This is a genomic window from Actinoplanes sp. NPDC049265 (genome assembly GCF_043197135.1).
In the GTDB taxonomy this organism is placed as follows: Bacteria; Actinomycetota; Actinomycetes; order Mycobacteriales; family Micromonosporaceae; genus Actinoplanes.
Genome location: NZ_JBICSP010000031.1, coordinates 22,564 through 48,408 on the forward strand (window position 1 = coordinate 22,564; position 25,845 = coordinate 48,408).

At 71.2% G+C, this 25,845-nt stretch carries 26 protein-coding genes; 14 read left to right on the forward strand and 12 right to left on the reverse strand.

Features of this window, described 5'->3' with window-relative positions:
- Positions 1–53: 53 nt before the first annotated feature.
- Positions 54–1,097, forward strand: a complete 1,044-nt coding sequence (locus tag ACGFIO_RS41310; protein WP_392835983.1) for an App1 family protein — start codon at positions 54–56, stop codon at positions 1,095–1,097.
- On the opposite strand, the gene ACGFIO_RS41315 is transcribed toward ACGFIO_RS41310, so the two are convergent.
- Positions 1,098–1,265: a hypothetical protein gene (locus tag ACGFIO_RS41315; protein ID WP_392835986.1), complete on the reverse strand. Its 168-nt coding sequence runs from the start codon at positions 1,263–1,265 to the stop codon at positions 1,098–1,100. It abuts the gene before it with no gap.
- A gap of 17 nt (positions 1,266–1,282) precedes the next feature.
- Between ACGFIO_RS41315 and ACGFIO_RS41320 the strand changes: the two genes are divergently transcribed.
- Positions 1,283–1,930: a hypothetical protein gene (locus ACGFIO_RS41320; protein WP_392835987.1), complete on the forward strand. Its 648-nt coding sequence runs from the start codon at positions 1,283–1,285 to the stop codon at positions 1,928–1,930.
- Positions 1,931–2,130: 200 nt separating this feature from the next.
- Here ACGFIO_RS41320 and ACGFIO_RS41325 read toward each other — a convergent pair whose 3' ends face one another.
- Positions 2,131–3,726 (reverse strand): DEAD/DEAH box helicase, encoded by a 1,596-nt coding sequence (locus tag ACGFIO_RS41325; protein ID WP_392835990.1) that lies wholly within the window; start codon positions 3,724–3,726, stop codon positions 2,131–2,133.
- A gap of 306 nt (positions 3,727–4,032) precedes the next feature.
- On the opposite strand from ACGFIO_RS41325, the gene ACGFIO_RS41330 reads away from it, so the two are divergent.
- Entirely contained in the window at positions 4,033–4,863 is an 831-nt protein-coding gene (locus tag ACGFIO_RS41330) for a sigma-70 family RNA polymerase sigma factor (protein WP_392835992.1), read from the forward strand.
- 268 nt (positions 4,864–5,131) lie between these two features.
- Here ACGFIO_RS41330 and ACGFIO_RS41335 read toward each other — a convergent pair whose 3' ends face one another.
- Positions 5,132–5,647 (reverse strand): hypothetical protein, encoded by a 516-nt coding sequence (locus tag ACGFIO_RS41335; RefSeq protein WP_392835993.1) that lies wholly within the window; start codon positions 5,645–5,647, stop codon positions 5,132–5,134.
- Between the two features lie 141 nt (positions 5,648–5,788).
- Between ACGFIO_RS41335 and ACGFIO_RS41340 the strand changes: the two genes are divergently transcribed.
- A complete protein-coding gene (locus tag ACGFIO_RS41340; RefSeq protein ID WP_392835996.1) occupies positions 5,789–8,104 on the forward strand; it encodes a HelD family protein in 2,316 nt (771 codons plus the stop codon).
- Between the two features lie 48 nt (positions 8,105–8,152).
- Here ACGFIO_RS41340 and ACGFIO_RS41345 read toward each other — a convergent pair whose 3' ends face one another.
- A complete protein-coding gene (locus ACGFIO_RS41345) occupies positions 8,153–9,055 on the reverse strand; it encodes a sigma-70 family RNA polymerase sigma factor (protein WP_392835998.1) in 903 nt (300 codons plus the stop codon).
- Positions 9,056–9,389: 334 nt separating this feature from the next.
- Here ACGFIO_RS41345 and ACGFIO_RS41350 point away from each other — a divergent pair, with 334 nt between their 5' ends.
- Complete coding sequence (locus tag ACGFIO_RS41350; RefSeq protein WP_392836001.1) at positions 9,390–9,887, forward strand: DUF456 domain-containing protein; 498 nt, start codon at positions 9,390–9,392, stop codon at positions 9,885–9,887.
- A gap of 73 nt (positions 9,888–9,960) precedes the next feature.
- Here ACGFIO_RS41350 and ACGFIO_RS41355 read toward each other — a convergent pair whose 3' ends face one another.
- Both ACGFIO_RS41355 and ACGFIO_RS41360 read right to left on the reverse strand, forming a co-directional pair.
- A complete protein-coding gene (locus ACGFIO_RS41355) occupies positions 9,961–11,157 on the reverse strand; it encodes a D-alanyl-D-alanine carboxypeptidase family protein (RefSeq protein ID WP_392836003.1) in 1,197 nt (398 codons plus the stop codon).
- A 368-nt stretch (positions 11,158–11,525) separates the two neighbouring features.
- Positions 11,526–11,984, reverse strand: a complete 459-nt coding sequence (locus tag ACGFIO_RS41360) for a hypothetical protein (RefSeq protein ID WP_392836004.1) — start codon at positions 11,982–11,984, stop codon at positions 11,526–11,528.
- Positions 11,985–12,209: 225 nt separating this feature from the next.
- Between ACGFIO_RS41360 and ACGFIO_RS41365 the strand changes: the two genes are divergently transcribed.
- A complete protein-coding gene (locus ACGFIO_RS41365; RefSeq protein WP_392836006.1) occupies positions 12,210–12,554 on the forward strand; it encodes an Lsr2 family protein in 345 nt (114 codons plus the stop codon).
- Positions 12,555–12,662: 108 nt separating this feature from the next.
- Here the strand turns inward: ACGFIO_RS41365 and ACGFIO_RS41370 are convergent, their stop codons facing one another.
- From ACGFIO_RS41370 to ACGFIO_RS41385, 4 genes are all read right to left on the reverse strand, one after another.
- Positions 12,663–13,544 carry an LLM class flavin-dependent oxidoreductase gene (locus ACGFIO_RS41370; RefSeq protein ID WP_392836009.1) on the reverse strand — a complete coding sequence of 294 codons (882 nt, stop codon included), beginning with the start codon at positions 13,542–13,544 and terminating at the stop codon, positions 12,663–12,665.
- 22 nt (positions 13,545–13,566) lie between these two features.
- The gene (locus ACGFIO_RS41375; RefSeq protein ID WP_392836012.1) at positions 13,567–14,034 is read right to left on the reverse strand and encodes a MarR family winged helix-turn-helix transcriptional regulator; all 468 of its coding nucleotides are present in this window, start codon (positions 14,032–14,034) and stop codon (positions 13,567–13,569) included.
- A gap of 80 nt (positions 14,035–14,114) precedes the next feature.
- On the reverse strand, positions 14,115–15,257 hold the full coding sequence (locus ACGFIO_RS41380; RefSeq protein WP_392836014.1) for a PP2C family protein-serine/threonine phosphatase: 1,143 nt from the start codon (positions 15,255–15,257) through the stop codon (positions 14,115–14,117).
- A 118-nt stretch (positions 15,258–15,375) separates the two neighbouring features.
- The gene (locus ACGFIO_RS41385) at positions 15,376–15,768 is read right to left on the reverse strand and encodes an ATP-binding protein (RefSeq protein ID WP_392836016.1); all 393 of its coding nucleotides are present in this window, start codon (positions 15,766–15,768) and stop codon (positions 15,376–15,378) included.
- Between the two features lie 123 nt (positions 15,769–15,891).
- Between ACGFIO_RS41385 and ACGFIO_RS41390 the strand changes: the two genes are divergently transcribed.
- Complete coding sequence (locus ACGFIO_RS41390; RefSeq protein WP_392836018.1) at positions 15,892–17,691, forward strand: sigma-70 family RNA polymerase sigma factor; 1,800 nt, start codon at positions 15,892–15,894, stop codon at positions 17,689–17,691.
- 68 nt (positions 17,692–17,759) lie between these two features.
- Positions 17,760–18,758 (forward strand): glucose-6-phosphate dehydrogenase (coenzyme-F420), encoded by a 999-nt coding sequence (gene fgd, locus ACGFIO_RS41395; RefSeq protein WP_392836021.1) that lies wholly within the window; start codon positions 17,760–17,762, stop codon positions 18,756–18,758.
- Here fgd and ACGFIO_RS41400 read toward each other — a convergent pair.
- The gene (locus ACGFIO_RS41400; protein ID WP_392836024.1) at positions 18,716–19,102 is read right to left on the reverse strand and encodes a hypothetical protein; all 387 of its coding nucleotides are present in this window, start codon (positions 19,100–19,102) and stop codon (positions 18,716–18,718) included. The two genes, fgd and ACGFIO_RS41400, sit on opposite strands and share 43 nt — an antisense overlap.
- An 8-nt stretch (positions 19,103–19,110) precedes the next feature.
- Positions 19,111–20,481, reverse strand: a complete 1,371-nt coding sequence (locus tag ACGFIO_RS41405) for a glycosyltransferase family 2 protein (protein ID WP_392836026.1) — start codon at positions 20,479–20,481, stop codon at positions 19,111–19,113.
- A 251-nt stretch (positions 20,482–20,732) separates the two neighbouring features.
- Here ACGFIO_RS41405 and ACGFIO_RS41410 point away from each other — a divergent pair, with 251 nt between their 5' ends.
- The 6 genes from ACGFIO_RS41410 (at position 20,733) to ACGFIO_RS41435 (ending at position 25,755) form a co-directional block, all read left to right on the forward strand.
- Positions 20,733–21,602: an LLM class F420-dependent oxidoreductase gene (locus tag ACGFIO_RS41410; protein WP_392836028.1), complete on the forward strand. Its 870-nt coding sequence runs from the start codon at positions 20,733–20,735 to the stop codon at positions 21,600–21,602.
- Positions 21,599–22,252 (forward strand): HAD family hydrolase, encoded by a 654-nt coding sequence (locus tag ACGFIO_RS41415; RefSeq protein ID WP_392836030.1) that lies wholly within the window; start codon positions 21,599–21,601, stop codon positions 22,250–22,252. Before ACGFIO_RS41410 ends, ACGFIO_RS41415 begins: the two co-directional genes overlap by 4 nt.
- A gap of 133 nt (positions 22,253–22,385) precedes the next feature.
- Entirely contained in the window at positions 22,386–23,294 is a 909-nt protein-coding gene (locus tag ACGFIO_RS41420) for a PrsW family intramembrane metalloprotease (protein WP_392836033.1), read from the forward strand.
- Positions 23,295–23,402: 108 nt separating this feature from the next.
- Positions 23,403–25,085 (forward strand): sodium:solute symporter family protein, encoded by a 1,683-nt coding sequence (locus tag ACGFIO_RS41425; RefSeq protein ID WP_392836036.1) that lies wholly within the window; start codon positions 23,403–23,405, stop codon positions 25,083–25,085.
- 11 nt (positions 25,086–25,096) lie between these two features.
- Complete coding sequence (locus ACGFIO_RS41430) at positions 25,097–25,396, forward strand: hypothetical protein (RefSeq protein ID WP_392836038.1); 300 nt, start codon at positions 25,097–25,099, stop codon at positions 25,394–25,396.
- 107 nt (positions 25,397–25,503) lie between these two features.
- A complete protein-coding gene (locus tag ACGFIO_RS41435; RefSeq protein ID WP_392836041.1) occupies positions 25,504–25,755 on the forward strand; it encodes a hypothetical protein in 252 nt (83 codons plus the stop codon).
- The last annotated feature ends 90 nt before the right edge of the window (positions 25,756–25,845 follow it).

A 25,845-nucleotide genomic window follows, 5' to 3' on the forward strand; every position in this document is an offset into this window, starting at 1 on the left:
GACACGCCGGGTACCGTCACGGGACAGGACGCCCGAGATGGGGAGGCATCAGCGTGACACCGAGTCCGACCGCCCGGCCGCCGGCCGTCCGGCTGCACCGTGCCGCCCGCTTCGAGGACGCGATCCACGAGGTCGTCGAGCGCCGGCTGCGCCAGCGTGGCTGGGTGCCGGTGATCACCTCCTACACCGGTTACGGCGCACCGGGCTGGGCCCGGGTGATGGCCCGGGTCGTGCTCACCCGCAACCCGCGGGCCAAGCGGAAAAAGCTCGACAAGACGCGGGGCTGGCGCAACTTCACCACCTCGCCGGTCAACCACGAGCGGGTCCTGATCCAGATCGGTGAGCAGGTCCACGAGACACACACCGACCGCAGCGGCTATGTCGACTGTGTGGTCAAGGGCGACCTCGAGCCCGGCTGGAGCTCGGTGCGGCTGATCGCAGAGGGGGCCGAGCCGGTCGAGGCGCCGATCCGGGTCGTCGATCCCGGCGCGCGCATCGGTGTCATCTCCGACATCGACGACACGGTCATGGTCACCGCGCTGCCCCGGCCGCTGCTGGCCGCGTGGAACACGTTCGTCCTCGACGAGCACGCCCGGATGGCCGTGCCCGGCATGGCGGTGCTATATGAGCGGCTGGTCACGGCCAACCCCGGCGCCCCGGTGTTCTACCTGTCGACCGGCGCGTGGAACGTCGCCCCGACGCTGAGCCGCTTCCTGTCCCGCCACCTCTATCCGGCCGGCCCGCTGCTGCTCACCGACTGGGGCCCGACACCGGACCGCTGGTTCCGCAGCGGCCAGGAACACAAACGCAACACCCTGCGCCGGCTGGCGACCGAGTTCCCCGACGTGCGCTGGCTGCTGATCGGCGACGACGGCCAGCACGACCAGGAGATCTACTCCGAGTTCGCGCACTCCCACCCGGAAAACGTGCTGGCCGTCTGCATCCGCCGGCTCTCACCCACCCAGGCGGTGCTGGCCGGCGCCATCCCCGGCCCGTCCGGGCAGGCCGAGGCGGTCGGCTCGCATGGCAAAACCTGGTTCGCCGCGCCCGATGGCGCCGGTCTGTGGTCCCTGCTCCGCGACTCGGATGTGGTGTGATTACTTGTCCGGCCCACCCGTGTTCGTCTCGCTGACCCGCGCGTGCAGCCGCGTGCGGATCTCATCCGGCGTGTACGCCCGCCGCTGCCGTTCCGCCCGCGCGAGCACGATCCCCGTCGCCGCGACCCCGGCCAACCCGGCCAAACCGACTACCTTCCACCAACGCATCTGCTGAGGATAGACACGTGGACGCCGACCTGACCCTCGACGAGGCCCTCGACCTGACGCGAACGGGTGACATCTGGATCTTCCGTGGCCGCTCCGGCCCCGACCGGGCCATCCAGACCCTCACCAACAGCCCCGTCAACCACGTCGGCATGTCGCTGGTCATCGAGGACATGCCCCCGCTGATGTGGCACGCCGAACTCGGGCGGTCGCTCCCCGACATGTGGTCGGGAACCTTCCAGCGCGGCGTCCAGCTGCACGACCTGCGCGACGCGGTCACAGTGTGGGCACGGCGCTACGGGCAGCGCGGCTGGCTCCGTCAACTCGAGCCGACCGCGCCGAAGGAGATGGAGGACCGGGCACTGCGCACGGTCGCCCGGCTCGACGGCACCCCGTTCCCGTCGTCGGCCCAGCTGACCTGGCGGTGGGTGCGGGGCCGAGTGCCGCAGGTCCGGCTGCCGTGGAAGCCCGCCCCCGGCGAGCCGGCGGCGCTCGAGACGGCGTACTGCGCCGAGGTGGTCGCGGTGACCTATGAGGACATGGGCCTGCTGGCCCGCGGCCGCAAGCCCAACTGGTACGACCCGGGCCGCTTCTGGAGCGGTGACGACCTGGAACTCGCCGACGGGCATGTGCTGGGCGCGGAGATCCCGGTCGACATTCCTTCGTAAATTCTTCCTGTTCCCACGAACCGTGGACACGGGCCGTGTGCGGTTCCGCCGGCCGCTGGACAAGAGCTTTGTGCGGCTCCGCCGATCGTTGGACAGGAGCTGCGTGCGGTACTACCGGCCGTGGATATGGGCTGCGACCGGACCCACCAGACCTTCACCGCGAATTGTCGAGGTAGCAGGTCTGGTGGGCAGGCGGTAGGTCAGGCGCGGCCTCGACGGGAACCGGCGCGGGAGCCGGCGGAGAAGGCCGCGGCGCCACCACGCGGGTGGGCTGCTCGGGCGGGCTGACCCGACCGGGCGGTCTGGGAAGACCTGGCCGGCTGAGCGGTGCGGGTCGACTGCCCGGTGCGCGCGGGCTGGGCGGCGGTGCGGGTGGACTGCGCCGAGCGGGTCGACTGCCCGGCCCGCGAGGACTGTGCGGTGCCCGTCGACTGCCCGGCCCGCGAGGGCTGGGTCGAGCGGCCCTCGGTGGTGCGGTGTGCTGATGCGGCGGCCGGCTGCTGGGCGGGACCGGAGCCCCGGGTGCCACGTCGGCGGCCGCGGGATGAGGGGGCGGCCGGAGTGGGCGGCAGCTGCTTGCGGGGGCGGGAGCGGGCCGCCGTCGGCTGGTCGGTGGGGGACGGCGGGGCCTGGAAGACGCGTTCGCCGGGGGCCAACTCGGAGAGGACCGGATCGCCGGGGCGGGTGTTGGTCGTGGTCGGGCGGATGCCGGCACGGCGGGTCAGGTCGCGTACCTCGGACTGCTGGTCGTCGGTCATCAAGGTGATCACCGTGCCCGCGGCGCCGGCTCGGGCGGTGCGGCCCGAGCGGTGCAGATAGGCCTTGTGCTCGACCGGCGGGTCGGCGTGGATGACCAGGGCCACGTCGTCGACGTGGATGCCGCGGGCGGCGATGTCGGTGGCCACCAGGGTCGGCGCGGAGCCGTCGGAGAAGGCGCTCAGGTTGCGGTCGCGGGCGTTCTGGGCCAGGTTTCCGTGCAGCTCGACGGCGGGTACGCCGGCGGCGATCAGCTGGCGGGTCAGCACCTTGGCCCGGCGCTTGGTGCGGGTGAAGACGACCGAACGGCCGGGCGCGGCGAGCAGGTCGACGAGCACCGGGAAGCGGTCGTCGTGGCGTACCCGCAGGACGTGGTGGGCCATCTCGATCGGCTTCTCGTCGGCCGGGTCGACGTGGTGCGTGGCCGGGCTCCGCATGAAGCGCTTGACCAGCACGTCGACCCCGTTGTCGAGGGTGGCCGAGAAGAGCAGCCGCTGGCCGTCGCGCGGGGTGGCGTCCATCAGCCTGCGTACCACCGGCAGGAAGCCCAGGTCGGCCATGTGGTCGGCCTCGTCCAGCACGGTGATCTCGACCGAGCCCAGGTCGACGTGACCGTGCTCGAGGTGGTCGAGCAGCCGGCCGGGGCAGGCCACCAGCACGTCCACGCCCTGGCGGAGTGCGGTGATCTGCGGGCCGGCGCCGACGCCGCCGTAGACCGTGCGGGTGCGCAGGCCCAGCGCCTCGGCCAGGGGCGCGAGGGCGGCGTCGATCTGGTTGGCCAGCTCGCGGGTCGGCGCCAGGATCAGGGCGCGCGGGCGGCGGGACTGGCGGGTGGTGCGGGAGGCGGCGAGCCGGGCGATCACCGGGAGGGCGAACGCGTACGTCTTGCCCGAGCCGGTGCGGCCGCGGCCGAGCACGTCGCGGCCGGCCAGAGAGTCGGGCAGCGTCGCGGCCTGGATCGGGAAAGGCTCGGTGATGCCGCGGGCGGCGAGGATCGCGGCGAGCTCAGTGGGCACGCCGAGGTCGGTGAATGAAGCCATGAAAAGGGTGAACTCCGAACGTCTGGATGGTCGTCCTGCCCGGCGCAGACCCAATCGCGGGCCGCGGCGCGTGGTGGTCGAACCGAAGGCGACCCGAGGCAAGACGGTGCGGGCCGCGAGATCAAGTGTACGCCCTCGGTGCCGAACTGCCGACCGACCGGGGGTTACGAGGGGTCGGCCGGCCGGCCGGGACCTTCCGATGCAACCGGCCTGCACCCGAAAGTGACCGGGTCGGCTCTCATCGCGGCGGACCTTGATGTCAGTGCCGGACCCCCCGCCCCGGCCCTGGTCGCAAGGAGTCCCCCCATGAGTGGTGACCGCCGTCGTGACGACACCGTGAAGGCGCACATGCCGCTCGTCGGCCACCTGGTTCGCGAGATGCTCGCCCGGGTGCCGGCGCACGTCAGTCGTGACGATCTGCTCTCCGCCGGGTACGCCGCCCTGGTCGCCGCCGCCCGTGGCTTCGACGAGGACCGGGGTGTGCCGTTCGCCCGGTTCGCCGCCGCCCGGGTCCGTGGCGCGCTGCTCGACGAGTTGCGTGGCCTGGACTGGGCCAGCCGGTCGGTGCGGCAGCGGGCCCGGCGTACCGACTCGGCCCGGCAGGAGCTGACCGCCGAGCTCGGGCGTACGCCGACGGTGGCCGAGGTGGCCGAGCGCCTGGGCTGCTCGGTCGAGGACATCGAGTCGGCCGATGACGATGTGCAGCGCGCGGTGGTGTTCAGCCTGCAGGGCTTCGCCACGGCCGGCGCCGAGGACATGGTCACCGAGAAGACCCCGGGCCCGGAGGACATGCTGATCCGCCGGGAGCGGATGGGCTACCTGGCGCACGCGATCGAGGCCCTGCCGGAGCGGTTGCGGGCGGTGGTACGCGGCTACTTCTTCGAGGAGCGGCCGATGGCGCAGATCGCGGTGGAGCTGGGCGTCACCGAGTCGCGGGTGTCGCAGCTGCGGTCCGAGGCGCTGAGCCTGCTCCGTGACGGGCTGAACACGCACCTGGATCCGAACCTGGCCACCCCGGTCAAGGACGGTTGCGTGGCGCGTCGCCGGGCGGCGTACTTCGAGTCGATCGCCGACCGTGGCACCCTCAAGTCGCGCCTCGCGCTGACCAGCCCGGACGGTCTCCCGGTCGCGGCCTGAGGGCAGGTGTCCGGAAACCGCCTGAGGGCAGGGCGTCCGGAAGCGCCGGAGGGCTGAAGTCCCGAAAGCGCCGGAGGGCAGGAGGCCTGAAACGGCCATGCCGACGGCCGGCAAGCGAAGGCGGCGCGGCCAGAAGGGGGCGCGGCCAATGGCCACGCCCCCACAACCGCGCGGCCGAGAACGGTGGCGCCCCAGGAGGGTGGCGCCCTCAAGAGCCATGCGGCTAAGAACAGGGGCCGCGCCTGAGGGTGGCGCCCCAACGAAGCCCTTATGCGTTCGCGCAGGTACCGGCCCGCTTCTGGGCCGCGATGGCCTTGGCCGCGCCCTGTGAGTAGAGGGCCAGACCTTCCTTGGCCGGCTCCAGCTTCCAGGCGTTCTGCTCGTACACCATGGTGTAGGACTGCGCCGCCACGAGTTGCTTGGCGATCACGACGGCCCGGTCCGTGCCCTCGAGCCGCGCGCTGGTCAGGCTGATCGCGAGGCCCTTGCGCGAGCAGGCCTCGTTGAGCTTGACGTAGTCGACCTTGGAGATGGCCGCCTTGCCCTGGGCGGTGTACATCTCCCAGGCGCCGGCGAAGTCACCGCCGCTGAAGCGGTCGAACATGGTCTGAGCGGCGGCCTTCGCGCCCTCGAGGGTCTTCGGCTCGGGACCGCCCGGAGCGGCGGCGGCGGAGTTGCCGGCCGGCTCGTCGTCGTCGCCGGAGCAGCCGGCACTGAAGCTGAGGGCGGCCGCCGCGATCAGGGCCAGCGCGCCGACACGGCGGAACGGGTGGTGGTTGGTCATGCCCGGGTTAATCGAGAGCGGCCGTTCGACGTGACGGGGGGCGCCGATACTGACGGATTGCGGACACTTGCCGCCCCGGCCGTAACCTGAGAGCCACGCGCTATTCTTTTCGTTTGCCGGAGACGAAAAAAGCGACCTGAAATGGTCGCCGACTCGCGAATGCTACCACATCAAGGAGCGGTTTTGTCAAGCTCGAACAGCGCTGACATCCGAGACGAACAGCACTATCTCGACCGCCTCTACGCTCGCCTCGACACCCTGCGCGAGCAGGCTGACCAGCGGCTTCGCTCCATCCTGCTGGAGGCCGGTGGAACTCCGCAGGGCCGGTCGCTGCGTGAGGCCAACCGCGCCCATTACGCCGAACAACTCGCCCAGATGAATGCGGTGGAGAACGGCCTGTGCTTCGGCCGGCTCGATTTCGACGCCGATCATCCTCGCTATATCGGCCGGATCGGGTTGTTCGCCGAGGACCGCGACGCCGAGCCGCTGCTGATCGACTGGCGTGCACCCGCCGCACGCCCGTTCTACCTGGCCACGGCCGTCTCGCCGGAGGGCGTGACCCGGCGCCGGCACCTGCGGACCAAGGGCCGGGAGCTGACCGGCATCGACGACGAGGTGCTCGACCTGGCGGCCGGTGGCCCGGGCCGGGAGGACGTGACCGGCGAGGCGGCGCTGCTGTCAGCGCTGACCGCGGGCCGCACCGGCCGGATGCGGGACATCGTCGAGACCATCCAGGCCGAGCAGGACGAGGTCATCCGGTCCGGGCTGCCGGGCGTACTCGTCGTCCAGGGCGGACCGGGCACCGGCAAGACCGCGGTGGCGCTGCACCGCGCCGCGTACCTCCTCTTCACCCACCGCGCCCAGCTGACCAAGCAGGGCGTTCTCATCCTCGGGCCGAACGCCACCTTCCTCCGCTACATCTCCCAGGTCCTGCCGTCGCTGGCCGAGACCGGCGTGCTGCTGGCCACGCTGGGCGACATGTTCCCGGGGGTACGCGCCCGCGCCGAGGAGCCGCCGGCCGTGGCCGCGCTCAAGGGCCAGCTGACCATGACCGACGCCCTGACCAGAGCGGTCGCCGACTGGCAGACCGTGCCCGACGACTACGTCGAGGTCGACCACGACGGCTACCCGCTGCGCATCGAACGGGCGATCTGCGAGGACGCCCGGGCCGTCGCGCGACGGACCGGCCGGCCGCACAACATCGCCCGGTCGATCTTCGTCACCGAGGTGATCCACGCGCTGTCGCTGCAGATCGCCGAGCGGATCGGCGCCGACCCGCTGGGCGGTGACAACCTGCTGTCCGAGGCCGACCTGGCCGAGACCCGGCGCGAGCTGCGCGAGGACATCGACGTGCAGATCGCCCTGTTCGAGATGTGGCCGGTGCTCACCCCGCGCCGGGTGCTGCGCGAGCTGCTGTCCGAGGCCGACCGGCTGGCCTCGGCCGGCGCGCCGGCCGAACTGCTGCGCGACCGGGACGCGCGGTGGGCGCCGGCCGACGTGCCGCTGCTGGACGAGCTGGCCGAGCTGCTGGGGGAGGACGACACCCTCAAGAAGCGGGCCGCCGCGCAGGAAAGAGCCGAGGCCGTCGAGTACGCCGAGGGCGTACTCGAGATCGTCGAAGGGTCCCGGTCGCTGGACTTCGAGGACCAGGAGGAGGAGATCCTCTCCGCGATCGACGTGGTCGACGCGAGCGCGTTCGTCGAGCGGCACGAGGTGCTCGACACCCGCACCGCGGCCGAGCGTGCGGCGGCCGACCGCACATGGGTCTTCGGTCACGTGATCGTCGACGAGGCGCAGGAGCTGTCGCCGATGGCGTGGCGGCTGCTGATGCGGCGGGTGCCGAGCCGGTCGCTGACCGTGGTCGGTGACGTCGCGCAGACCTCCGAGCTGGCCGGGACCACGACGTGGGAGCAGGTTTTCGAGCCGTACGTGGCTCAGCGCTGGCGCCTCGCCGAGCTGACCGTCAACTACCGCACCCCGGCCGAGGTCATGGCCGTGGCCTCCGACGTGCTGAACGCGGTCGACCCGTCGCTGCAGCCACCCCGGTCGGTCCGCGAGGCCGGCGTGGCACCGTGGGCCCGGCGGGTCACCGAGGACGAGCTGCCGGCCGTCGTGGTCGCGGCGGTGCGGGCCGAGGTGGCCGAGGTCGGCGACGGCCGGGTCGGCGTGATCGTGCCCGAGGGGCGCGAAGGTGAGCTCGGGCACGAGCTGATGAAGGCGCTGCCCGAGGCGGCCGTCGGCGAGCAGCCCGATCTGCTCAACCAGGTCGTCATGCTGACCGTGCGGCAGGCCAAGGGGCTGGAGTTCGACGCGGTGCTGGTCATCCAGCCCGACGAGATCATCGCCGGTTCGCCGCGCGGCCTGAGCGACCTCTATGTCGCGGTCACCCGGGCAACGCGGCGTCTCGGCGTACTCCACACCAATGATCTTCCGAAGGAGCTCAGCGCGCTCCACTGAGTTCTTCAGGAGACAGGCGTTTCAGCGTGCTCCTTTTGAGACTGGCGATCAGCGCGCTCCGGTGAGCGTGAGGCCGTTGACGTTGGTCAGGCTGAGCCGGCTCTGTACTGAGGTGTTGCCGGCGATGTTCGAGTAGTAGGACGCGCGGCGGCGGGCGACGATCGACTCCGGGTTGTCCGGCACCGGCGCCAGGTCCGGGTCCAGGTGCGTGTTCATGCCGTCCTTGAGCAGGCTGAGCGCCTCGGCCCGGAGCTGGCTGATCCGGCTCTCGGTGACGCCCAGGTCGTCGGCGATGTCGGCCATCGGGCGCTCGTTGAGGAAATACTCGGTGACCACGACGCGCAGGCGCTCGGGCAGGGCGGCGATCGCGTGGTGCAGGTAGCCGATCTGCTCGCGGCGCAGCAGCATGTCCTCCGGGCCCGGGGTGCGCTCGGTGACCAGGTCGTCGGCGGTCGAGGTGGTGAAGCCCTGCAGCGACAGGACGGTGGCGCGCTGCACGTCGGTGTCGGTCTGGTGCAGGTCGGTGGTGGTGGTGCCGAGCGCCTGGGCCAGCTCCTCCGCGGTCGGCGTACGGCCCAGCGTGCTGGTCAGGTGCTGCCGGGTGGTGTCGGTGGCCCGGGCCTTGGTCCGCACCGAGCGGGTGGCCCAGTCCAGCGACCGCAGCTCGTCCAGGATGGCGCCGCGGATCCGCGTGGTGGCGAAGCGGTGGAAGGGGATGCCACGCTCCGGGTCCCAGCCCCGGGCGGCGGTGACCAGCGCGTGCAGGCCGGCGCTGGTGAGGTCGTCGCGGTGGATGTGGTTGGGGATGCGGCTGAGCATGTCCCGGACGAGGTGACCGACCAGCGGCATGTGCTGGCGGATCAGCTCTTCCTGCTCGCGCGCGGAGAGCACCGTGGCCTCGGCGATGTCGGCATCGAGGTCGGCAACGGCGGTGGTGACGGTGCTGGTCATGTGAGTCCCCCGTGTGTCTGGCGCTCGCTTCTCGGCGTCAGGGAGAACTTTCAGTGACTCGGGGTACGCCTTCCGGTCGCTGTCAGTTGCCGCCCGGTTGTTTGCCTGCCCGGCCGGTGACCCGCTGGTTGTCCTTCGGTCACGGACGCCCCCGGTTGAGGGTTCGAGCCCCGCTCCGGTGGTGGGCCCCGGCGGTATCCGGCGTGGGCGCCCTCGGTTGAGGGTTCGCGCTGAGCTCCAGTGGTAGGCCCGGGCGGTGTCCGGGCCCGGAATACCGCTCTGCGCTACCACCTGGCTGATTCACCAGTTGGACCTTTAGGGCAAGGTGGTGGCCATGGATCTCACCGACAGCGGGAGTCTGGCCGTCGTGATCGCCGCGGTGCTGATCGTGGCCGGGATTCTCGGCGTGGTCATCCCGGTGCTGCCCGGCCTGATCCTGTGCTGGCTGGGCGTGCTGATCTGGGCGCTGTTGACCGACGCGGGCGGGGCCAAGTGGCTGGTGCTGGCCCTGAGCACCGGGATCGCGCTGGCCGGCACGCTGATCAAATACCTGTGGCCGGGCCGCCGTCTCAAGGAGAGCGGCGTGCCCAACTGGTCCCTCGTGGTGGGCGGGATGCTCGGGGTGATCGGGTTCTTCGTGGTGCCGGTGGTGGGGCTGGTGCTCGGCTTCGTCCTCGGCATCTGGCTGGCCGAACGCGCCCGCCTCGGCCCGGGGCAGGCGTGGCCGTCGACCCGGCGGGCGCTCGGCGCCGTCGGCCTGTCCCTGCTGATCGAGTTCGCGGCGGCGCTGGCCGTCGCGGTCATCTGGCTTCTCGGCGTGCTGAACGCCTGACCAGCCTCACAAGAAAGGTGGTAGCCCCGCGCGGTGTCCGAGGCCCGGATATCGCCCGGGGCTACCACTGGTGTCAGGTTGGGCCGGGGCGGTAGTGGGGGCGGCGGCGGACGCGGTGGCGGCGGCGCTGGGTGAGGAGCAGGAGCAGCGGGGTCGCGGCCAGGACCAGGGCGATGGCCGCGGCGGCCACGAAGGTCAGCGTGCGGGACGGGCCGTGCTGGGGTGCGGCGGCCTTCTCCTGCTTACCGGCCGGCGGGGCCGCGGCCGGGGCGTTCTCCGCGCTCTCGGTGGTGGCGTCGGCCGAGGCCGGTTCGACCAGCTTGCCGACCGAGGCGTCCTTGGGCAGCTTGAAGCCCCAGTCCAGCAGAGCCGCACCCTGCTGCCAGCCCTTGAGCGGATTGTTCTCGGCCCCGAGCAGGGTCACCACCAGCCGGCGGCCGTCGCGCTGGGCCCCGCCGACATAACTGTGCCGGGCCAGCTTGGTGAAACCGGTCTTGCCGCCCAGCGCGCCCGGGTAGTTGAAGATCAGGCGGTTCTCGTTCTGGAACTGGAAGCCGCCCTTCTTGAGCTTCTTCTGGGCCGGCATCTCGGCGACCTTGGTCAGGGCGTACTTGCGGAAGTCGGGAATGGCGAAGCAGACGCGGGCGATCAGCGCCAGGTCGTACGCGCTGGTGAACTGCCCGGTGCCGTCGAGCCCGGACGGCGTGACCGCGTGCGTTTGGAGTGCGCCGAGCCGCTTGGCCTCGTCGTTCATGGCCTGCACGGTGGCCGGCACCCCGCCGCTGCCGCCGCCCAGCCGGGCCAGGGTGTTGGCCGCGTCGTTGCCGGAGTTGAGGATCAGACCGAGCCAGAGCGCCGAGATGGGGTACGTGCCCCCGTCCACCAGCCCGACCGCGGAGCTTCCGGGCTCGATCTCCAGGTCCGACTCCTGGACCTTGATCGACTGTTTCGGGTCGAGGTGCGGCATGACCGTGGCCGTGAGCAGCAGCTTCTGCACGCTGGCCGGGGTCTGGTAGACGTGCGGCCCGCACCCGCCGAGCACCTCGCCGGTGTCCAGATCGGCGACGAGCCAGGTGGTGGCCGTGACGGCCGGCGGCGCGGGGGCGCCGGGTGGCACGGCCAGTCCGTTGGTGTCCAGGGCGTCGCCGCCGACCGCCCGCGCGACCGGATCGTCCGGCGGGGGAACGGGCCGGGGTGGCCGCCCGGCCGGCGGCTTGACGTTGGGCTTGGGGCAGGGGATATCGGCCCGTGCCTTGCCCGCGGCCCGCAAACCGGAGGCTGACCGGCCAGGCGGCGCCCCGGCGGCGAGACCGCGCGATGACGCGGCGGCAAGACCGGGCGGCGCCCCGGCGGCGAGACCGCGTGGTGGGGCAGCGGTGAGGCCAGGCGGCGCGGCGGCGAGACCGCGTGGTGGGGCAGCGGTGAGGCCAGGCGGCGCGGCGGTGAGGCCGCGTGGTGGGGCAGCGGTGAGGCCAGGCGGCGCGGCGGTGAGGCCGCGTGGTGAGGCGGCGGCGAGGCCGGGTGGCGCGAGGACGGCGAGTGAGGCCGGCACCGCGAGAGCGGTCGTGGCCAGGGCCGCGGCCACGGCCCGGCGTCGTCGGGTCCGGAGAGATGTCGGGGAGGGGGTGGAACCAGAGATCACGGCCAGGAAACTCCGAGGTCGAGACGGCGCCGCAGGAGCTGCGCCAGGGGGATGGTCTCGCCGTCGCCGCCGCCCGCGCCGACCACGAGCCTGGGGACGCTCGGTTGCAGGTCGGCACCGGTGAATCTGGCGCGCAGTGACGTCGGCACGGTCATTACGTAATATCCACCGTCCGCGCCGACGGCGACGGACTTGTTGCTCTTGAGGTACCACCCCCGGATCTTCGTGCGGTAGGTCGACCGGCCGTCGAACGACCGGGCGCTCAGCACCTCGGGGGTCAGGCCGCGCTCGGCGGCCGCACGGACGAACTCGGCGATCAGCCCGGCCGCCTCGGATGCCTCGGCGGCCCGGCCGGCCTCGAGGGCCGCCGCGTGCCCGGCGATCGCCCGCCGCCGCTGCTCGTGCCAGTCGGCGGCGGCGTCCGGGCCCGGCCCGGGCGCTCGCTCGTCGTCCATGGCGACGACCCTAACCTCATCCCTCGGCTTCCATCCACCCGTCCTTTCCGGCACCGGCCGGCCGCCGCCGTGACCGGCGATTACCCGGCCGAATAGGTCGTTCCATTTAATGACCAAGCCGTCTCCGGCAGAAAAGAATGGTTGAATCCGAGGGAAGAGTTGCGCGCGGAGCCGCTGAAGAGCGACACTGAGCGCGGCTATTCCGGATAACCAACGGGAGTCGGCATGGCGCGGCAGGTAATCACCACTCTGATCGACGATCTGGACGGAAAGAAGGCTGACCGCACCGTCGAGTTCAGTCTGGACGGAACGAGCTACACGATCGACCTTTCCGACGCCAATGCCGGAAAGCTGCGCAAGGCCCTGGACCCGTTCATCAACGCGGGCACGCGGGTCGGGCGCGGCGGGGCCACGCGCACCCGGGCGTCGGCCGGGGGCCGCACGGCCACCAGCCGCGACGAAAACCGGGCGATTCGCGAGTGGGCGCTGGCCAACGGCCACCAGATCTCCGAGCGCGGCCGCATTCCGCAGGGCGTCAGCGACGCGTACCGTGCCGCGCAGCGCCGCTGACTGTCCCCATTGCGCATTTGGAACCGGTGGTAGGTCTGGGCGGTATCCGCGCCGCGGATACCGCCCAGACCTACCACCGAAGGCGTCCGGTGAGCCAAACCCGGTGAGCTAAATCTTCCGGAGCTTGGGCAGGAGTCCGGCGACTGTTTCCAGCGTCTTCTCGGAACCGGCGTACCAGCCGCTCGCCCGGGGCCAGTGCCCGACCACATCGGTGAAACCGAGCTCGGCCGCGCGGGAAGTCGCGTCGGTGAATGCGTCGGCGCTGCTCATCGGTGCGCCGGGTGCCGAATCGAGGGTGAGATATCGGCTGACCGTGGCCGGGTCTCGGCCGGTCTCGGCCAGGGCGGCTTCGAAGCGGTCGCGCTGCCGGGCCAGCGCTGTCCACCACTCTTCGGTGCCCTCGGCGGCGGCGTCGCCGTACGTGATCCAGCCGTCGCCGTGCCGGGCGGCCAGCTTCAGCGAGCGTGGCCCGGCCGCCGCGACCAGCAGCGGGGTTCGTGGTTTCCGGGTCGGTCCGGGGCGGTTCCGCGCGTCCACGGCGGTGTAGTACTGCCCTTGGTACGAGACGTGGTCGGTGTTCAGCAGCTGCCCGGTGATCTCGAGGAACTCGGCGAACCGGTCGACCCGCTCGCGTGGCGGCAGGACCGGCCCGCCCAGCACCGAGGTGTCGTGACCGGTGCCGCCCGCGCCCACGCCGAGCAGCAGCCGGCCCTGCGAGATGTCGTCCAGGGTGAGCGCCGAGCGGACGAACGGGACCGGATGCCGGAAGTTGGGCGAGGCGACGTACGTGCCCAGCTGGATCCGCCGGGTCACCATCGCGGCGGCGGTGAGGGTGGGCACGGCGTCGAACCAGGGGCCGTCGACCAGGTCACGCCAGCCGATGTGGTCGTAGGTCCAGGCGTGGTCGAAGCCGTACTCCTCGGCCCGCTGCCAGCGGCGGCCGGCGACGGACCAGCGTTCGTCGGGAAGGATAACGATGCCGATGCGCATCGGACGATCTTAGAAGAGCAGATCAGGCTGTACGTAAGCCCGCGTCCTTGTCGCCGAGGCCACGGGCCGCCGCGGTGTCGAAGGCGCTCAGGGCGCGTACCAGATCGTTGCGGGAACTGGCCGTCATCCGCTCGAGCACCGCGGCCAGCGCGGCCTGCCGGGCCGCGCGCAGCTCGTCCAGCAGTCGCTTGGCCGCGGGCGTGAGCAGCAGCCGCACCTCGCGCCGGTCGCGCGGGTCGGGCACGCGGCGGAGCAGTCCGGTGGCCTCCAGCCGGTCGCACAGCCGGCTGGCCGAGGACGGCACCACGTCGAGGGCCTCGGCCAGGCGGCTCATGTTGGTGTCGTCGGTGGCCCGCTCGATGATCGTCAGCACGCGCAGCTGGGTCGGCGGTATCGCGGGGGACTGCGCCAAGCGCGCGGTGTCGAGCACGGCAAGCAGCGACTCGACCGCCGACTCGACCGCGGCGGCGGCGTCGGACGCGTGATCCATGCCGATCCTTCGTGCTTCATCAACCTGGGGGCGGGATGTCACTACCCGCTCGGGGACCGATCCAAGCCTCGCCCGGCCGATCAGCGTCGCCAGTCCAGGCACACGATGACGGCGTCGTCGGCAGGGTCGTCGCCGGCGTGGTAGTCACGCAGACTACGCATCACCGTACCGACCGCCTCGGTGGCGGGCTGCAGCCGCGTCCGGCGCAACGCGCTCAGCAGGCCGGCGCCACCGAACGCGGCGCGTCCGGCCGGGGCCGCGGCGTGCACGCCGTCGCTGACCACGAGGAGGCGGTCACCGGGTTCGAGCCGGAAGCGCTGGGTCTCGTACCGGGAGTCGCCGAACATACCGAGCGGCAGCTGCTGCTCGAGCTCGATCGGGCGGATCTCCCCCTCGCGGGCGACCATCGCCTTGGGCGAGCCGGCGTCGACCGCCTCGACCTGCCCGCCGACCAGGTCGATCTCCAGCAGCAGGGTGGCGGCGTGGCCGTTGCCGCCGGCCCGGGACCAGATCGCGTCCGAGGCCAGCTCGGCCTGCTCGACCAGGTTGGCGCCGGAGCGGCGGGCATTGCGCATGGCGTTGACCGCGGTCGTGGTGAGCAGGGCGGCGGCCAGCCCGTCGCCGAATCCGTTGAGCACGGTGACGGTGAGCCGATCGCCGTCGAGGGACCAGTCGAAGTGGTCGCCGTGTACGTCGTAGGCGGGCTCGAGCTGCCCGGCGACCAGGAACCGGTCGTCGCCCAGGGAAGAGCCGGGTAACTGGTTCCACTGCAGCTCGGCGGCCATGGTGAGGCGCTCGCGACGCTGCACGCGGTGGTACCGGTCGGTGTCGGAGCCGGCGGCGCGGATGGCCACGGCCAGTTCGTCGGCGATCGCGGCGAGCTGGTCGGTGAGCCCGTTCCCGGCCGGCTGTGTGGTGTCGACCACGAGCACGCCGAGCCGTTCGCCCCACACGGTGAGTGGGAGGTGGACCCGGTTGGTGCCGGCGATGCCGATGTCGGTGACCGGCCGCTGGCTGCCGAAACAGCGCAGGGCCCGACTGTCGCCGGGTGCGCCCTCGGGGTCGAGGACAGGCCATAATCCGGTACGGGTGAGATCCGCCATAAGCACCTCGACCCGGCGCGCGGCATGATGCTGGCGGAGTTGGTCCGCCAGCAGTTCGGGCAGCCGGTCGGGGGGCGTGGCGCGCAGCAGGACGCCGATCGGCGCGGGGCCTTCGGACAACTGCGGTCACTCCTTCCGTGACTGAATTTGCTGTGCAGCAAGATTTGCTATGGGGCAAGAATGATGGCACGCCGGTAGCACGCGACGCCAAGCGGGGCCACGGCGCGTCGGAATTCGCTCAGGCGAAGGACTTCTCGAAGTGGATCAGGCTGCCGTGGCGCGGAACGGACTGCAGTCGCACGTTCTCGCTCAGCGCCCGGATCAGGTACAGCCCGCGGCCGTTCTCATGCTCGTCGCCCGGCTTGCCGTCCTCGGCGGCGGCCGGGTCGAACCCGGGGCCGTCGTCACGCACCTCGATCGCGCAGCGCCGGTCGTCGACGTCCAGGTGGACCTCGAACTTCTCGACGCCGTCGGCGTGCTTGACCACGTTGGCGCACGCCTCGGTCAGCGCGATCTCCAGATCGTCGCCGGACTCCCGGTCCACCCGCAGGATCGACAGGGCAGCCCGGAGCAGCCGGCGCACGGCGGGAACGCTTCCCGCTTCCCGCGGCAGGTTGAGTCGAACCGACATGCGCATGCCCTTCAGATGCCCGTACACGCCCGCCCCTAATCCAGGGTTTCTGTTATGCGGTCCTGACCTGGACGGTCTCCTTCTGCTGAGTCATGATCTGATGCGCCACGGAGAGGTCAGCACATGCCGGAGCAACCCGACACCGCCACCGTCGTCGCCGCCCGGGCCGGCGACCCGGCCGCGGTGGACCTGCTCGTCGCCGGGTATCTGCCGCTCGTCTACACGATCGTCGGCCGGTCCCTGGACGGCCACGCCGACGTCGACGACGTGGTCCAGGACGTCATGCTGCGGGTCCTGCGCAACCTCGGCGACCTGCGCGACCCTGACGCGTTCCGGTCCTGGCTGGTGGCGATCACGGTGCGGCAGGTACGCGAGCGGTTCCGCACCCGCCGCGGTGGACCGGACACGCTGCTGCCCGACGACGTCCGCGATCCGGGGGCCGACTTCACCGACCTGGCGATCACCCGGCTCGAACTGTCCGGGCAGCGCCGGGAGACCGCCGAGGCGACCCGCTGGCTCGACGAGGACAACCGGGAACTGCTGTCGCTGTGGTGGCTGGAGGCCTCCGGCGAGCTCACCCGGGACGAGATCGTGGCCGCGACCGGGGTCACCCGGCAGCACGCCGCGGTACGCATCCAGCGGATGAAGGGCCAGCTCGAGACCGCCCGCGTGGTGGTACGGGCGCTGGCCGCCGACCCGCTCTGCCCGGAGCTGCGGGTGGTGCTGACCGGCTGGGACGGCCGGCCCGGCGCGCTGTGGCGCAAGCGTGTCGCCCGGCACACCCGGGAGTGCCGGGACTGCTCGCCGGCCTGGTCCGGGATGGTCGCCGCCGAGCGTCTGCTGGCCGGCATGGCGCTGATCCCGGTGCCGCTGGCGCTCAAGGGCGCGCTGGTCACCGGCGGTGCGCAGGCGACCGGGCAGCTGGCCCTGGCCGGCAAGGTCGCCGTCGGCGTGAGTCGTCGCGTACTCACCGCCGTGCTCTCCACCACCGCCGTGGCCGGCGGCGGGGCCGCGGCCGTGATCTACCACCAGCAGTCCGAACCACCCACGGCCCGGGCCGCGGTCATCGCCCCCACCACCGCTCCCGCGCGTTCCTTGGCCCCCGTGATCAGCTTGCCCCCGTCGAAGGCCGCCCCGAAGCCGAAGAAGACCACGAAGAAGGCTCCGCCGGTCGCGCCCAAGCAGGTCACCGGCAAGAAGGGCGCGGCGGTGTGGAAGTTCGCCGGGTCCAAGGGCGCGCTGGCCGACGTCGGTGCGAGCTGGTATTACACCTGGGGCTCCAACAACAACGACATTCCGGGCCCGGCCGGCGTCGAGTTCGTGCCGATGATCTGGGACGAGCGCAACGTCACCGCGGGCACGCTGGCCGAGGCGAAGCGCGAGGGCGACGGCACGCTGCTCGGCTTCAACGAGCCGGACATGAAGGGGCAGGCCGACATGACCGTCGAGCTGGCCCTGGCGAAGTGGCCCGAGTTGGAGAAGACCGGCCTGCGGCTGGGCGCGCCGGCCGTCGCCTTCGGCGGCGAGACGGAGAACGGCTGGCTGGACCGGTTCATGGACGGCGCGAAGGCGAAAGGTCTGCGGGTCGACTTCATCCCGATCCACTGGTACGGGTCGGACTTCAGCGCCGCGGCGGTGGGGCAGTTCCTGGGGTACGTCGACGCGGTGCACAAGAAATACGGCAAACCAGTCTGGATCACCGAGTACGGGCTGATGAACTTCGGCGGCACCCCCAAGTACCCGAGCACGGCCCAGATCGTCGCCTTCATCAAGGGCAGCACGGCCGGGCTGGAGAAACGGTCCTACGTCGAGCGGTACGCCTGGTTCGGGCTGCCGGCGGTCGGTGACAGCGTCGACTTCGGGCTGTACCAGGACGCTTCCACGCCGACCGAGGCCGGTAAGGCGTACCGCGCGGCGGGGTGACGTCCCTTACTTCCGGCGGCCTGTGGATAACCGGCCGGGCCTCCGCGGCCAGGGATAGGGTCGGATCCATGATTCGGTTCGGCTACAAGGCCTCCGCGGAACAGTTCCCACCCTCCGAGCTGCTCGGTTATGGCGTCCGCGCCGAGGAGCTCGGCTTCGACTCGGTCTTCGTCAGCGACCACCTGCAGCCGTGGCGGCACGACGGCGGGCACGCCCCGGCGGCGCTGCCGTGGCTCGGTGCGCTCGTCGCGCGCACCGAACGCGTCGCGATCGGCACCAGCGTGCTCACGCCGACGTTCCGCTACCACCCGGCCGTGGTCGCGCAGGCCTTCGCCACCCTGGGCTGCCTGGCGCCGGGCCGGGTGATCCTCGGGGTCGGCTCGGGCGAGTCGCTCAACGAGGTGCCGTTGGGGGCCGAGTGGCCGGACGGCAAGGAGCGCTTCGCCCGGCTCAAAGAGGCCGTGACGCTGATCAAGCAGCTGTGGTCGGAAGACCGGGTCGACTTCGAGGGGCAGTTCTACCGCACCGACAAGGCGACCATCTACGACAAGCCCGAGACGCCGGTGCCGGTCTACATCGGCGCGTCCGGCCCGGCCGCCACCCGGCTGGCCGGCCGCATCTCCGACGGCTTCATCACGACCAGCGGCAAGGGCCACGAGCTCTATACCGACACGCTGCTGCCGGCCGTGCGCGAGGGCGCCGAGAAGGGCGGCAAGACGCTCGACGACCTCGACCTGATGATCGAGGTGAAGGTCTCCTTCGATCACGACCTGGAGGCGGCCCGGCAGAACACCCACTACTGGGGTGCGCTGGCCCTGACGCCGGAAGAGAAGCACAGCGTCGAGGACCCGATCGAGATGCAGCGCCGGGCCGACGCCCTCTCGGTCGACCGCACGGTGACCCGGTGGATCGTCTCGACCGACCCGGACGAGCACGCGGCCAAGGTCGCGGAATATCTCGACATGGGCTTCAAGCACCTGGTCTTCCACGCGCCCGGGCCCGACCAGGAAAAGTTCCTCAAGCTCTACAGCGAAGAGGTACTGCCCCGCCTGCGCGACCGCGGCTGACCGTCGGAGGCCCGGCGTGCGCTCCGGCGCCGGGCACCGATGCGGGCAGCGATCGCAGCTCCGGCCTGGGCCGCCGACAGTCCCTCGGGCGGGACGCGCAGCAGCAGCTCGCCGATCGGCACCTCGCCGATCCGCAGCAGCAGCCAGGCCAGGGTGACCGAGCCGCCGGCGATGTCCGGCAGCGGCCGGCTCAGGTCGACGCCGACGACCACCGTCGGTTCGGGCCGGTCGGGCGTCCGTTGCCGGGGGAGGGGGCCGGGGGCGGCGGGGAAGGGGCGGTCGCCACTGCGGCCCTGTTCCAGCGCGCGCGGCGGGGGCGGGCCGGGGTTCATGAGGCGGCTCATGGGCTCGGTCATCGCGGGTGGCCGGGTCGCCCGCCGGCATACGGCATGTTCCCGTCGGGACCGGCGGGGTACGCGGGGTTGGCGGGGTACGCGTGGTCGGCGGAGTACGCCGGGTCGGCCGGGTAAGCCGAGTCAGCGGGATAAGCCGAGTCGGCCAAATAGGCGTGGTTGGCGGGGTACGCCGGATCGGCCGGATACGCGGGGTGGGCCGGAGCGGCGGGGATCTGGGCGCGGCGGTCGGTGGCGTCGAGGCGGCGGCGGCCGCCGCCCACCTCGCGGGGGACGCTCTCGACGACCTCGCCGGTGTCGTAGATCTCGGTGCGGTGGACGCCGGTGTCGTACACGCCGGTGCGGTGGACGCCGGTGTCGTAGAGGGCGCTGCGCCGGACGCCGCTGTTCTCCACGTGGTGCAGCCCGCTCTCGTAGATGCCGCTGCGGCGGCGGGAGTTGCCGATGATGTCCTCGGTGCGGTGCTGGCCCACCGAGTCGGCCCAGGCCGGGCGCGGGCCGGGGTAGGGGCGCCGCGGTGCCGGCGACTCGGCCAGGGCGTGCCGGCCCGTGGTGGTGCGTTCGCCGGGCAGTTCCATGGCGGGGCGCGGGCTGCGGTCGTACCCCGGCCCGCTCTTGCCCTTGGCTCGCTCGGCCTCCAGGCGCGTCATCCGGCGCTGCTCCGCACGCAGCACGCGGCGCCCGCGGAGAATCCGCGCGAACGGGCGGCGGCGCCGCGCCGCGCCGTGGATCCGCGGGTAGCGCACCGTGGCGATCTCCACGACCCGCAGGCCGAGCGCCGCCATCCGTACCGCGATCAGCGGGTTGATCTCCGGACCGTCGCCCCACACCGTCTCGCCCCGGCGCAGGCCGGGCAGCTCGGGCGCGGGCAGGTCGAAGCCGTCCAGTGTGGTACGCCAGAACGCGTGGTAGCCGGAACCCAGGTCGGTGTAGCGGGTACGGAAGACCTTGTTCACCCGGCGCCGCAGCAGGTGGCCGCCGAACCGTTCCAGCCGGCTCGACTCCAGGTCGCCGCCCCGGCCGCGAAACCGGGAACCGTGTGCGGCGTCGGCGCCACCGGCCAGGGCCTGCACGAAGCGCGGGATGTCGCTCGGATCGCACGACCCGTCCGCACTCATCAGCACCACGATGTCTCCCCGGCTGGCCGCTATCCCGCAGGCCAGAGCGTTGCCCTTCCCGGAGCGGGTCTGCCGGACCACGTGTGTGCCGGCGCGGCTCTGCCGGGCCACCGCGACCGTGTCGTCGGACGATCCGCCGTCGACGACGATCACCTCGTCGACCAGCGCGGGCAGGCCGTGCAGGACGTGGGCGATGTTGGCCGCCTCGTCGAGCGCCGGCAGAACGACACTGACGCTGGGCGAAGGAGGCATGGGCGGTGGCTCCTCGGCTCATCGAATTCGGATCAAGGTCAACCTAACAAGCGACTACCCACCGTCAACTCACCGAAACGGATGACCCGCCGCGCCAACCGGACCAAGCTGCCTAGCTGCGAATATGGGGATGGGGATCGGAATGTAGTCAACACGAAGAGTGATTTTGACCGGACGCGCGCGGGCAAGACCGGGTAAACCGGACTCCTTTTGGCCGCGTTCGGTTCATCAAAGCGGAGTAGGCTCCGGTTATGAGACTTGGCCTCCACATCTCCAACTTCACCTGGCCCGAAGGCGCCCCTCGCCTCGGCCCCGTCTTCGCCGACATCGCCTCCGCCGCCGACGAGGCCGGCTTCGAGCGGATCAGCGTCATGGACCACCTGTGGCAGATCGCCGTGATCGGGCCGCCGGAGCACGAGATGCTCGAGGCGTACACCGCCCTGGGTTTCCTGGCCGGCAAAACCAAGCGCGCCAAGCTGCTCACCCTGGTCACCGGCGTCGTCTACCGCGACCCGGGCCTGCTGGCCAAGGCGGTCACCACGCTCGACGTGCTCTCCGGTGGCCGGGCCATCCTGGGCATCGGCGCCGCTTGGAACGAGGAGGAGTCCCGCGGCCTGGGCCTGCTCTTCCCGCCGACGGCCGAGCGGTTCGAGCGTCTCGAGGAGGCGCTGAAGATCTGCCGCCAGATGTTCGACGGCGACGAGACCGCGTTCGAAGGCAAGCACTACCGCCTCGGCCGGCTGCTCAACTCGCCCGCACCGCTCAGCCCCAAGGTGCCGATCCTGATCGGCGGCGGCGGCGAGAAGAAGACGCTGCGGCTGGTCGCGCAGTACGCCGACGCCTGCAACCTGTTCCCGGTGCCCGACATCGACCGCAAGCTCGACGTGCTCCGCCAGCACTGCGCCGACGTCGGCCGTGACTACGACGACATCGAGAAGACCGTCCTCTACAACTGGGACCTGGGCGAGAAGGGTGAACGGGTCGGCGAGATCATCGACGACCTGCGGCGCCTGGCCGGCCACGGGTTCACCGTCGCGCACGGCGGCCTGCGCAACGCGTGGGACACCAAGCAGTTCGAGATCTTCCAGAAGGAGATCGTGCCCGCCGCCGAGGCGCTGTGACGGTCGAGGCGGTCGTCTTCGACCTCGACGGGGTCATCATCGACTCCGAGGAGACGTGGGAGGAGGTGCGCCGCGGCTACGTCGCGGCGCACGGCCGCCAGTTCCTGCCCGACACCCAGACCCGGATGATGGGCATGAGCACCGGCGAGTGGTCCCGTCACCTGGCCGTCGACGTGGGCGTGGGACTGCCGGCCGAACAGGTCGCCGACGAGGTGCTGGCCGCGATGGCCGCGCGATACCGGGAACATCTGCCGCTGATCCCGGGGGCGGTCGACGCGGTCCGGCGGATCGCGGCGGTCTACCCGGTCGCGCTGGCCAGCTCGTCCGCCCGGATCCTGATCGACAGCGTGCTCGAAGCCTCCGGGCTGGACGCCGTCTTCCAGGTCGTGCTGTCCACCGAGGAGGTCGCCCGGGGCAAGCCGGCGCCCGACGTCTATCTGCTCGCCGCCTCGAAACTCGGGTTCGCGCCGTCGCTGTGCGCCGGGATCGAGGACTCCAGCAACGGGCTGCGGGCGGTGGCGGCGGCCGGCATGACTGTCGTGTGCGTCCCGCACGGCGTCTACCCGCCCGCCGACGACGCGCTGGCTCACGCGTCGCTGGTGGTCCCCTCCCTCGCCGAGCTGTCGGTGAACGCGCTGGCCGAGCTGTAGCCGGGCAGCGCCAGCCCGGTGCCGCGGCCGGCGGCGACCGACCAGGCCACCCCCGATCAGCAGTTCGCCTTCGGCCTCGACCGCATCCTCGACGGTCTTGCGTTCCTGATCGACCGGCGGCGATGATCGCCGCATGGCGAACACCCGGCGGCCGTGGCTGCGAATCTTCCTCACCGGCCTGGTCCTGTGGGTGCTCACCGTGGTCGTCACCTTCCTGACCGGCAACCCCAACCTGATCCCGACACTGGTGCTGCTGGGCAGCTTCCTGGTGCCGGTCAGCTTCGTCGTGTGGGCGTTCGGGCGCCGGCACAGCGGCGAGGTCACCGCCGAACTGCTGTTCAGCACGTTCGTCACCGGCGGGGTGCTGGGCGTGCTGTCCGCCGCGGTGCTGGAGAGCTACCTGCTGAGCCCGTCGCCCGGCCTGTTCTTCGGGGTCGGCCTGATCGAGGAGGCGGCCAAACTGGCGGCGCTCGCCTTCCTCGCCCGCCACCTGCGCCACAAGTACGCGTTCGACGGCCTGATCCTGGGCGCGTCGGTCGGCTTCGGCTTCTCCGCCTTCGAGTCGGCCGGCTACGCGTTCACCGCGATGCTGACCGAGAACGGGCTGTCGGTGACCCAGCTGGTCCAGACCGAACTGCTGCGCGGCCTGCTCGCTCCGGTCGGCCACGGCCTGTGGACCGCCATCCTCGGCGGCGTCCTATTCTCGGCCAGCGGCCGCCGGCACTTCGCCTTCACCGGCCGGCTGCTGCTGACCTACCTGGGCGTGGCGCTGCTGCACGCCCTGTGGGACAGCTGGCACAGCATCGCCCTGTTCATCACCCTGATCCTGACCGGTACGCCCGGCCAGTACTCGCTGATGCAGCGCGGCTACCAGCCCGAGCCCACCCCGACCCAGGCCGACGTCTTCACCGCCCTCTCCTGGGGCGGCCTGATCGTCGTCTCCTTGATCGGCATAGCCTGGCTGATCCACGTCCGCCGCCGCGCCGACCAGGAGGCCCGAGCCGTCCTCTGGCGCATCCCACTCGCCGGCGCGCCGCTGTGAACCGCACCTGATCAAATGCGCTGAACTGGGGCGACGAACCATGGTGATGGGCCAGGTGTGAAAGATCTTCACTAGGGGTAGACGGGCTGTCGACCCCTGGAGGTGCTTGTGCCTGGTGATGTGGTTCTCGCCGCGGAAGGGCTTCGGCTCGATCTTGACATCTTCGACTATCTGATCTTGGCGATCTATTTCGCCTTCGTGCTGGGGATCGGGTTCGCCGCGCGGCGGGCGATCAAGACCAGTGCGGACTTCTTTCTCTCCGGCAGATCGATGCCGGCCTGGGTCACCGGTCTCGCCTTCGTCAGCGCCAACCTCGGCGCCCTGGAGATTTTGGGCATGGCGGCCAACGGGGCTCAGTACGGGTTGCTGACTCTGCACTATTACTGGATCGGCGCGGTGCCGGCCATGGTGTTCCTGGGCATCGTGATGATGCCGTTCTACTACGGCTCCAAGGTGCGCAGCGTTCCGGAGTTCCTGCGGCTGCGGTTCAACCGGCCGACCCACCTGCTCAACGCGATCAGCTTCGCGCTGGCCCAGGTGCTCATCGCCGGCGTCAACCTGTACGCGCTGGCGCTGATCCTGGACGCGTTGCTGGGGTGGCCGCTGTGGCTGTCGATCGTGCTGGGGGCGGCGATCGTCCTCACGTACATCAGCATCGGTGGTCTTTCCTCGGCCATCTACAACGAGGTGCTGCAGTTCTTCGTCATCCTCGCCGGCCTGATCCCGATCACCATCATCGGTCTGAAGAAGGTCGGCGGCATCGACGGGCTGTTCGAGAAGGTGCGCAGCGGGCCGCTCGGCGACGCCGCCCTGCACGCCTGGTCGAATACCGGCAGCTCGGCCGACAACCCGCTGGGCGCCAACTGGATCGGCATCGTGTTCGGGCTCGGGTTCGTGCTGTCGTTCGGGTACTGGACGACGAACTTCGCCGAGGTACAGCGGGCGCTGTCGGCCAAGGACATGAGCGCGGCCCGGCGTACGCCGATCATCGGCGCCTTCCCCAAGCTGCTGATCCCGGTGATCACCGTCATCCCGGGTCTGATCGCGATCGTGACCGTGAAGGGCCTGGGGGCCGATTCGGGCGACCTGATCTACAACAACTCGATCCCGCTGCTGATGAACGACCTGCTGCCCAACGGCGTGCTGGGCGTGGCGGTGACCGGTCTGGTCGCCTCGTTCATGGCCGGCATGGCCGCCAACGTGTCCGGGTTCAACACCGTCTTCACCTACGACATCTGGCAGTCGTACGTCCGGAAGGACCGCTCGGACGAGTACTACCTGCGGGTCGGGCGCTGGGCGACGGTCGCCGGCGTGATCATCGGGATCGGCACCGCGTTCATCGCGGCCGGCTTCAGCAACATCATGAACTACATCCAGGCGCTGTTCTCGCTGTTCAACGCGCCGCTGTTCGCCACCTTCATCGTGGGCATGTTCTGGAAGCGGATGTCGGCGGCGGCCGGCTTCTGGTCGCTGCTGCTGGGCACCCTGTCCTCGCTGACGCTCTACCTGCTCTACCTGGGTGACGCGGTGAAATTCAACTCCGACCTGGAGGAGAGCTTCTACGGCGCCGGACTGGCCTTCGTCACTGCGGTGGTGGTGGCGATCGTGGTCACCCTGTTCACCCCGGCCCGGCCCGAGAACGAACTGCGCGGCCTCGTGTACGGCCTGGCCGGCACCGACACCTCCGGCGCCGCGGTGCTGGTCGCCGACAAGGTCTGGTGGCGTAATCCGGTGCTGCTCGGCTCGATCGCCGTCGGGCTGGCCATCCTCCTCTACATCCCGGTCTGGTAAGGAGCCCCGCAATGGCCGAAGAGAAGATTCCCGACGAGCGGGACAAGCGTTCCGCCGCGGCCCGGTTGTTCGACGTACGCCGGGTGATCGGTCTGCTGTTCGTGACGTACGGCGTGATCGTCACGCTGCTCGGCCTGTTCGACAGCGACGCCGAGATCGCCAAGGCGCAGGACATCCGGATCAACATCTGGATGGGGCTGGCCATGCTGGTGCTCGGCGGGCTGTTCCTGCTGTGGCAGCGGCTGAACCCGACCAAGCCGCCGACCGAGGAGGAACTGGCCGAACAGGGCGACCGGCCACCTTCCCACTAGCCCGGCTGGGCCGTTTGATGGAGGGGGCGGTGCGGCTCGGGTGCAACCGGGTTGCAGCGCCCCCTCGAATGTTCCAGTCCGGCTCCGGGCTTCCGATACTCGTGGGCATGGAACCCCTCGCCTCCGTCAGCTTCGCCACGACGAGCGGCCCTCGTACCGCCGGCTGGCAGCAGCAGCTCCGCGTCGACTATGTCGTCAACAAGGTCATGCAGACCCATCGCGGCCAGTCCGAGGATGTGGTCAAGCAGGCGATCCAGGACCAGCTCCGGTCCTTCGGCGTGGTGCCGAACGGCCGGCAGGTCTCCCAGTACGCGGCGGTGATCTCACAGTTGCCGCTACTCCCACCGGCCAACGCCTGAGCGGGGGCCGGCCAACGCCCGAGCGGAAGCCGGCCAACACCCGAGCGGGTGTGGCCAACGCCCGAGCGGGGGCCGGCCAACGCCCGAGCG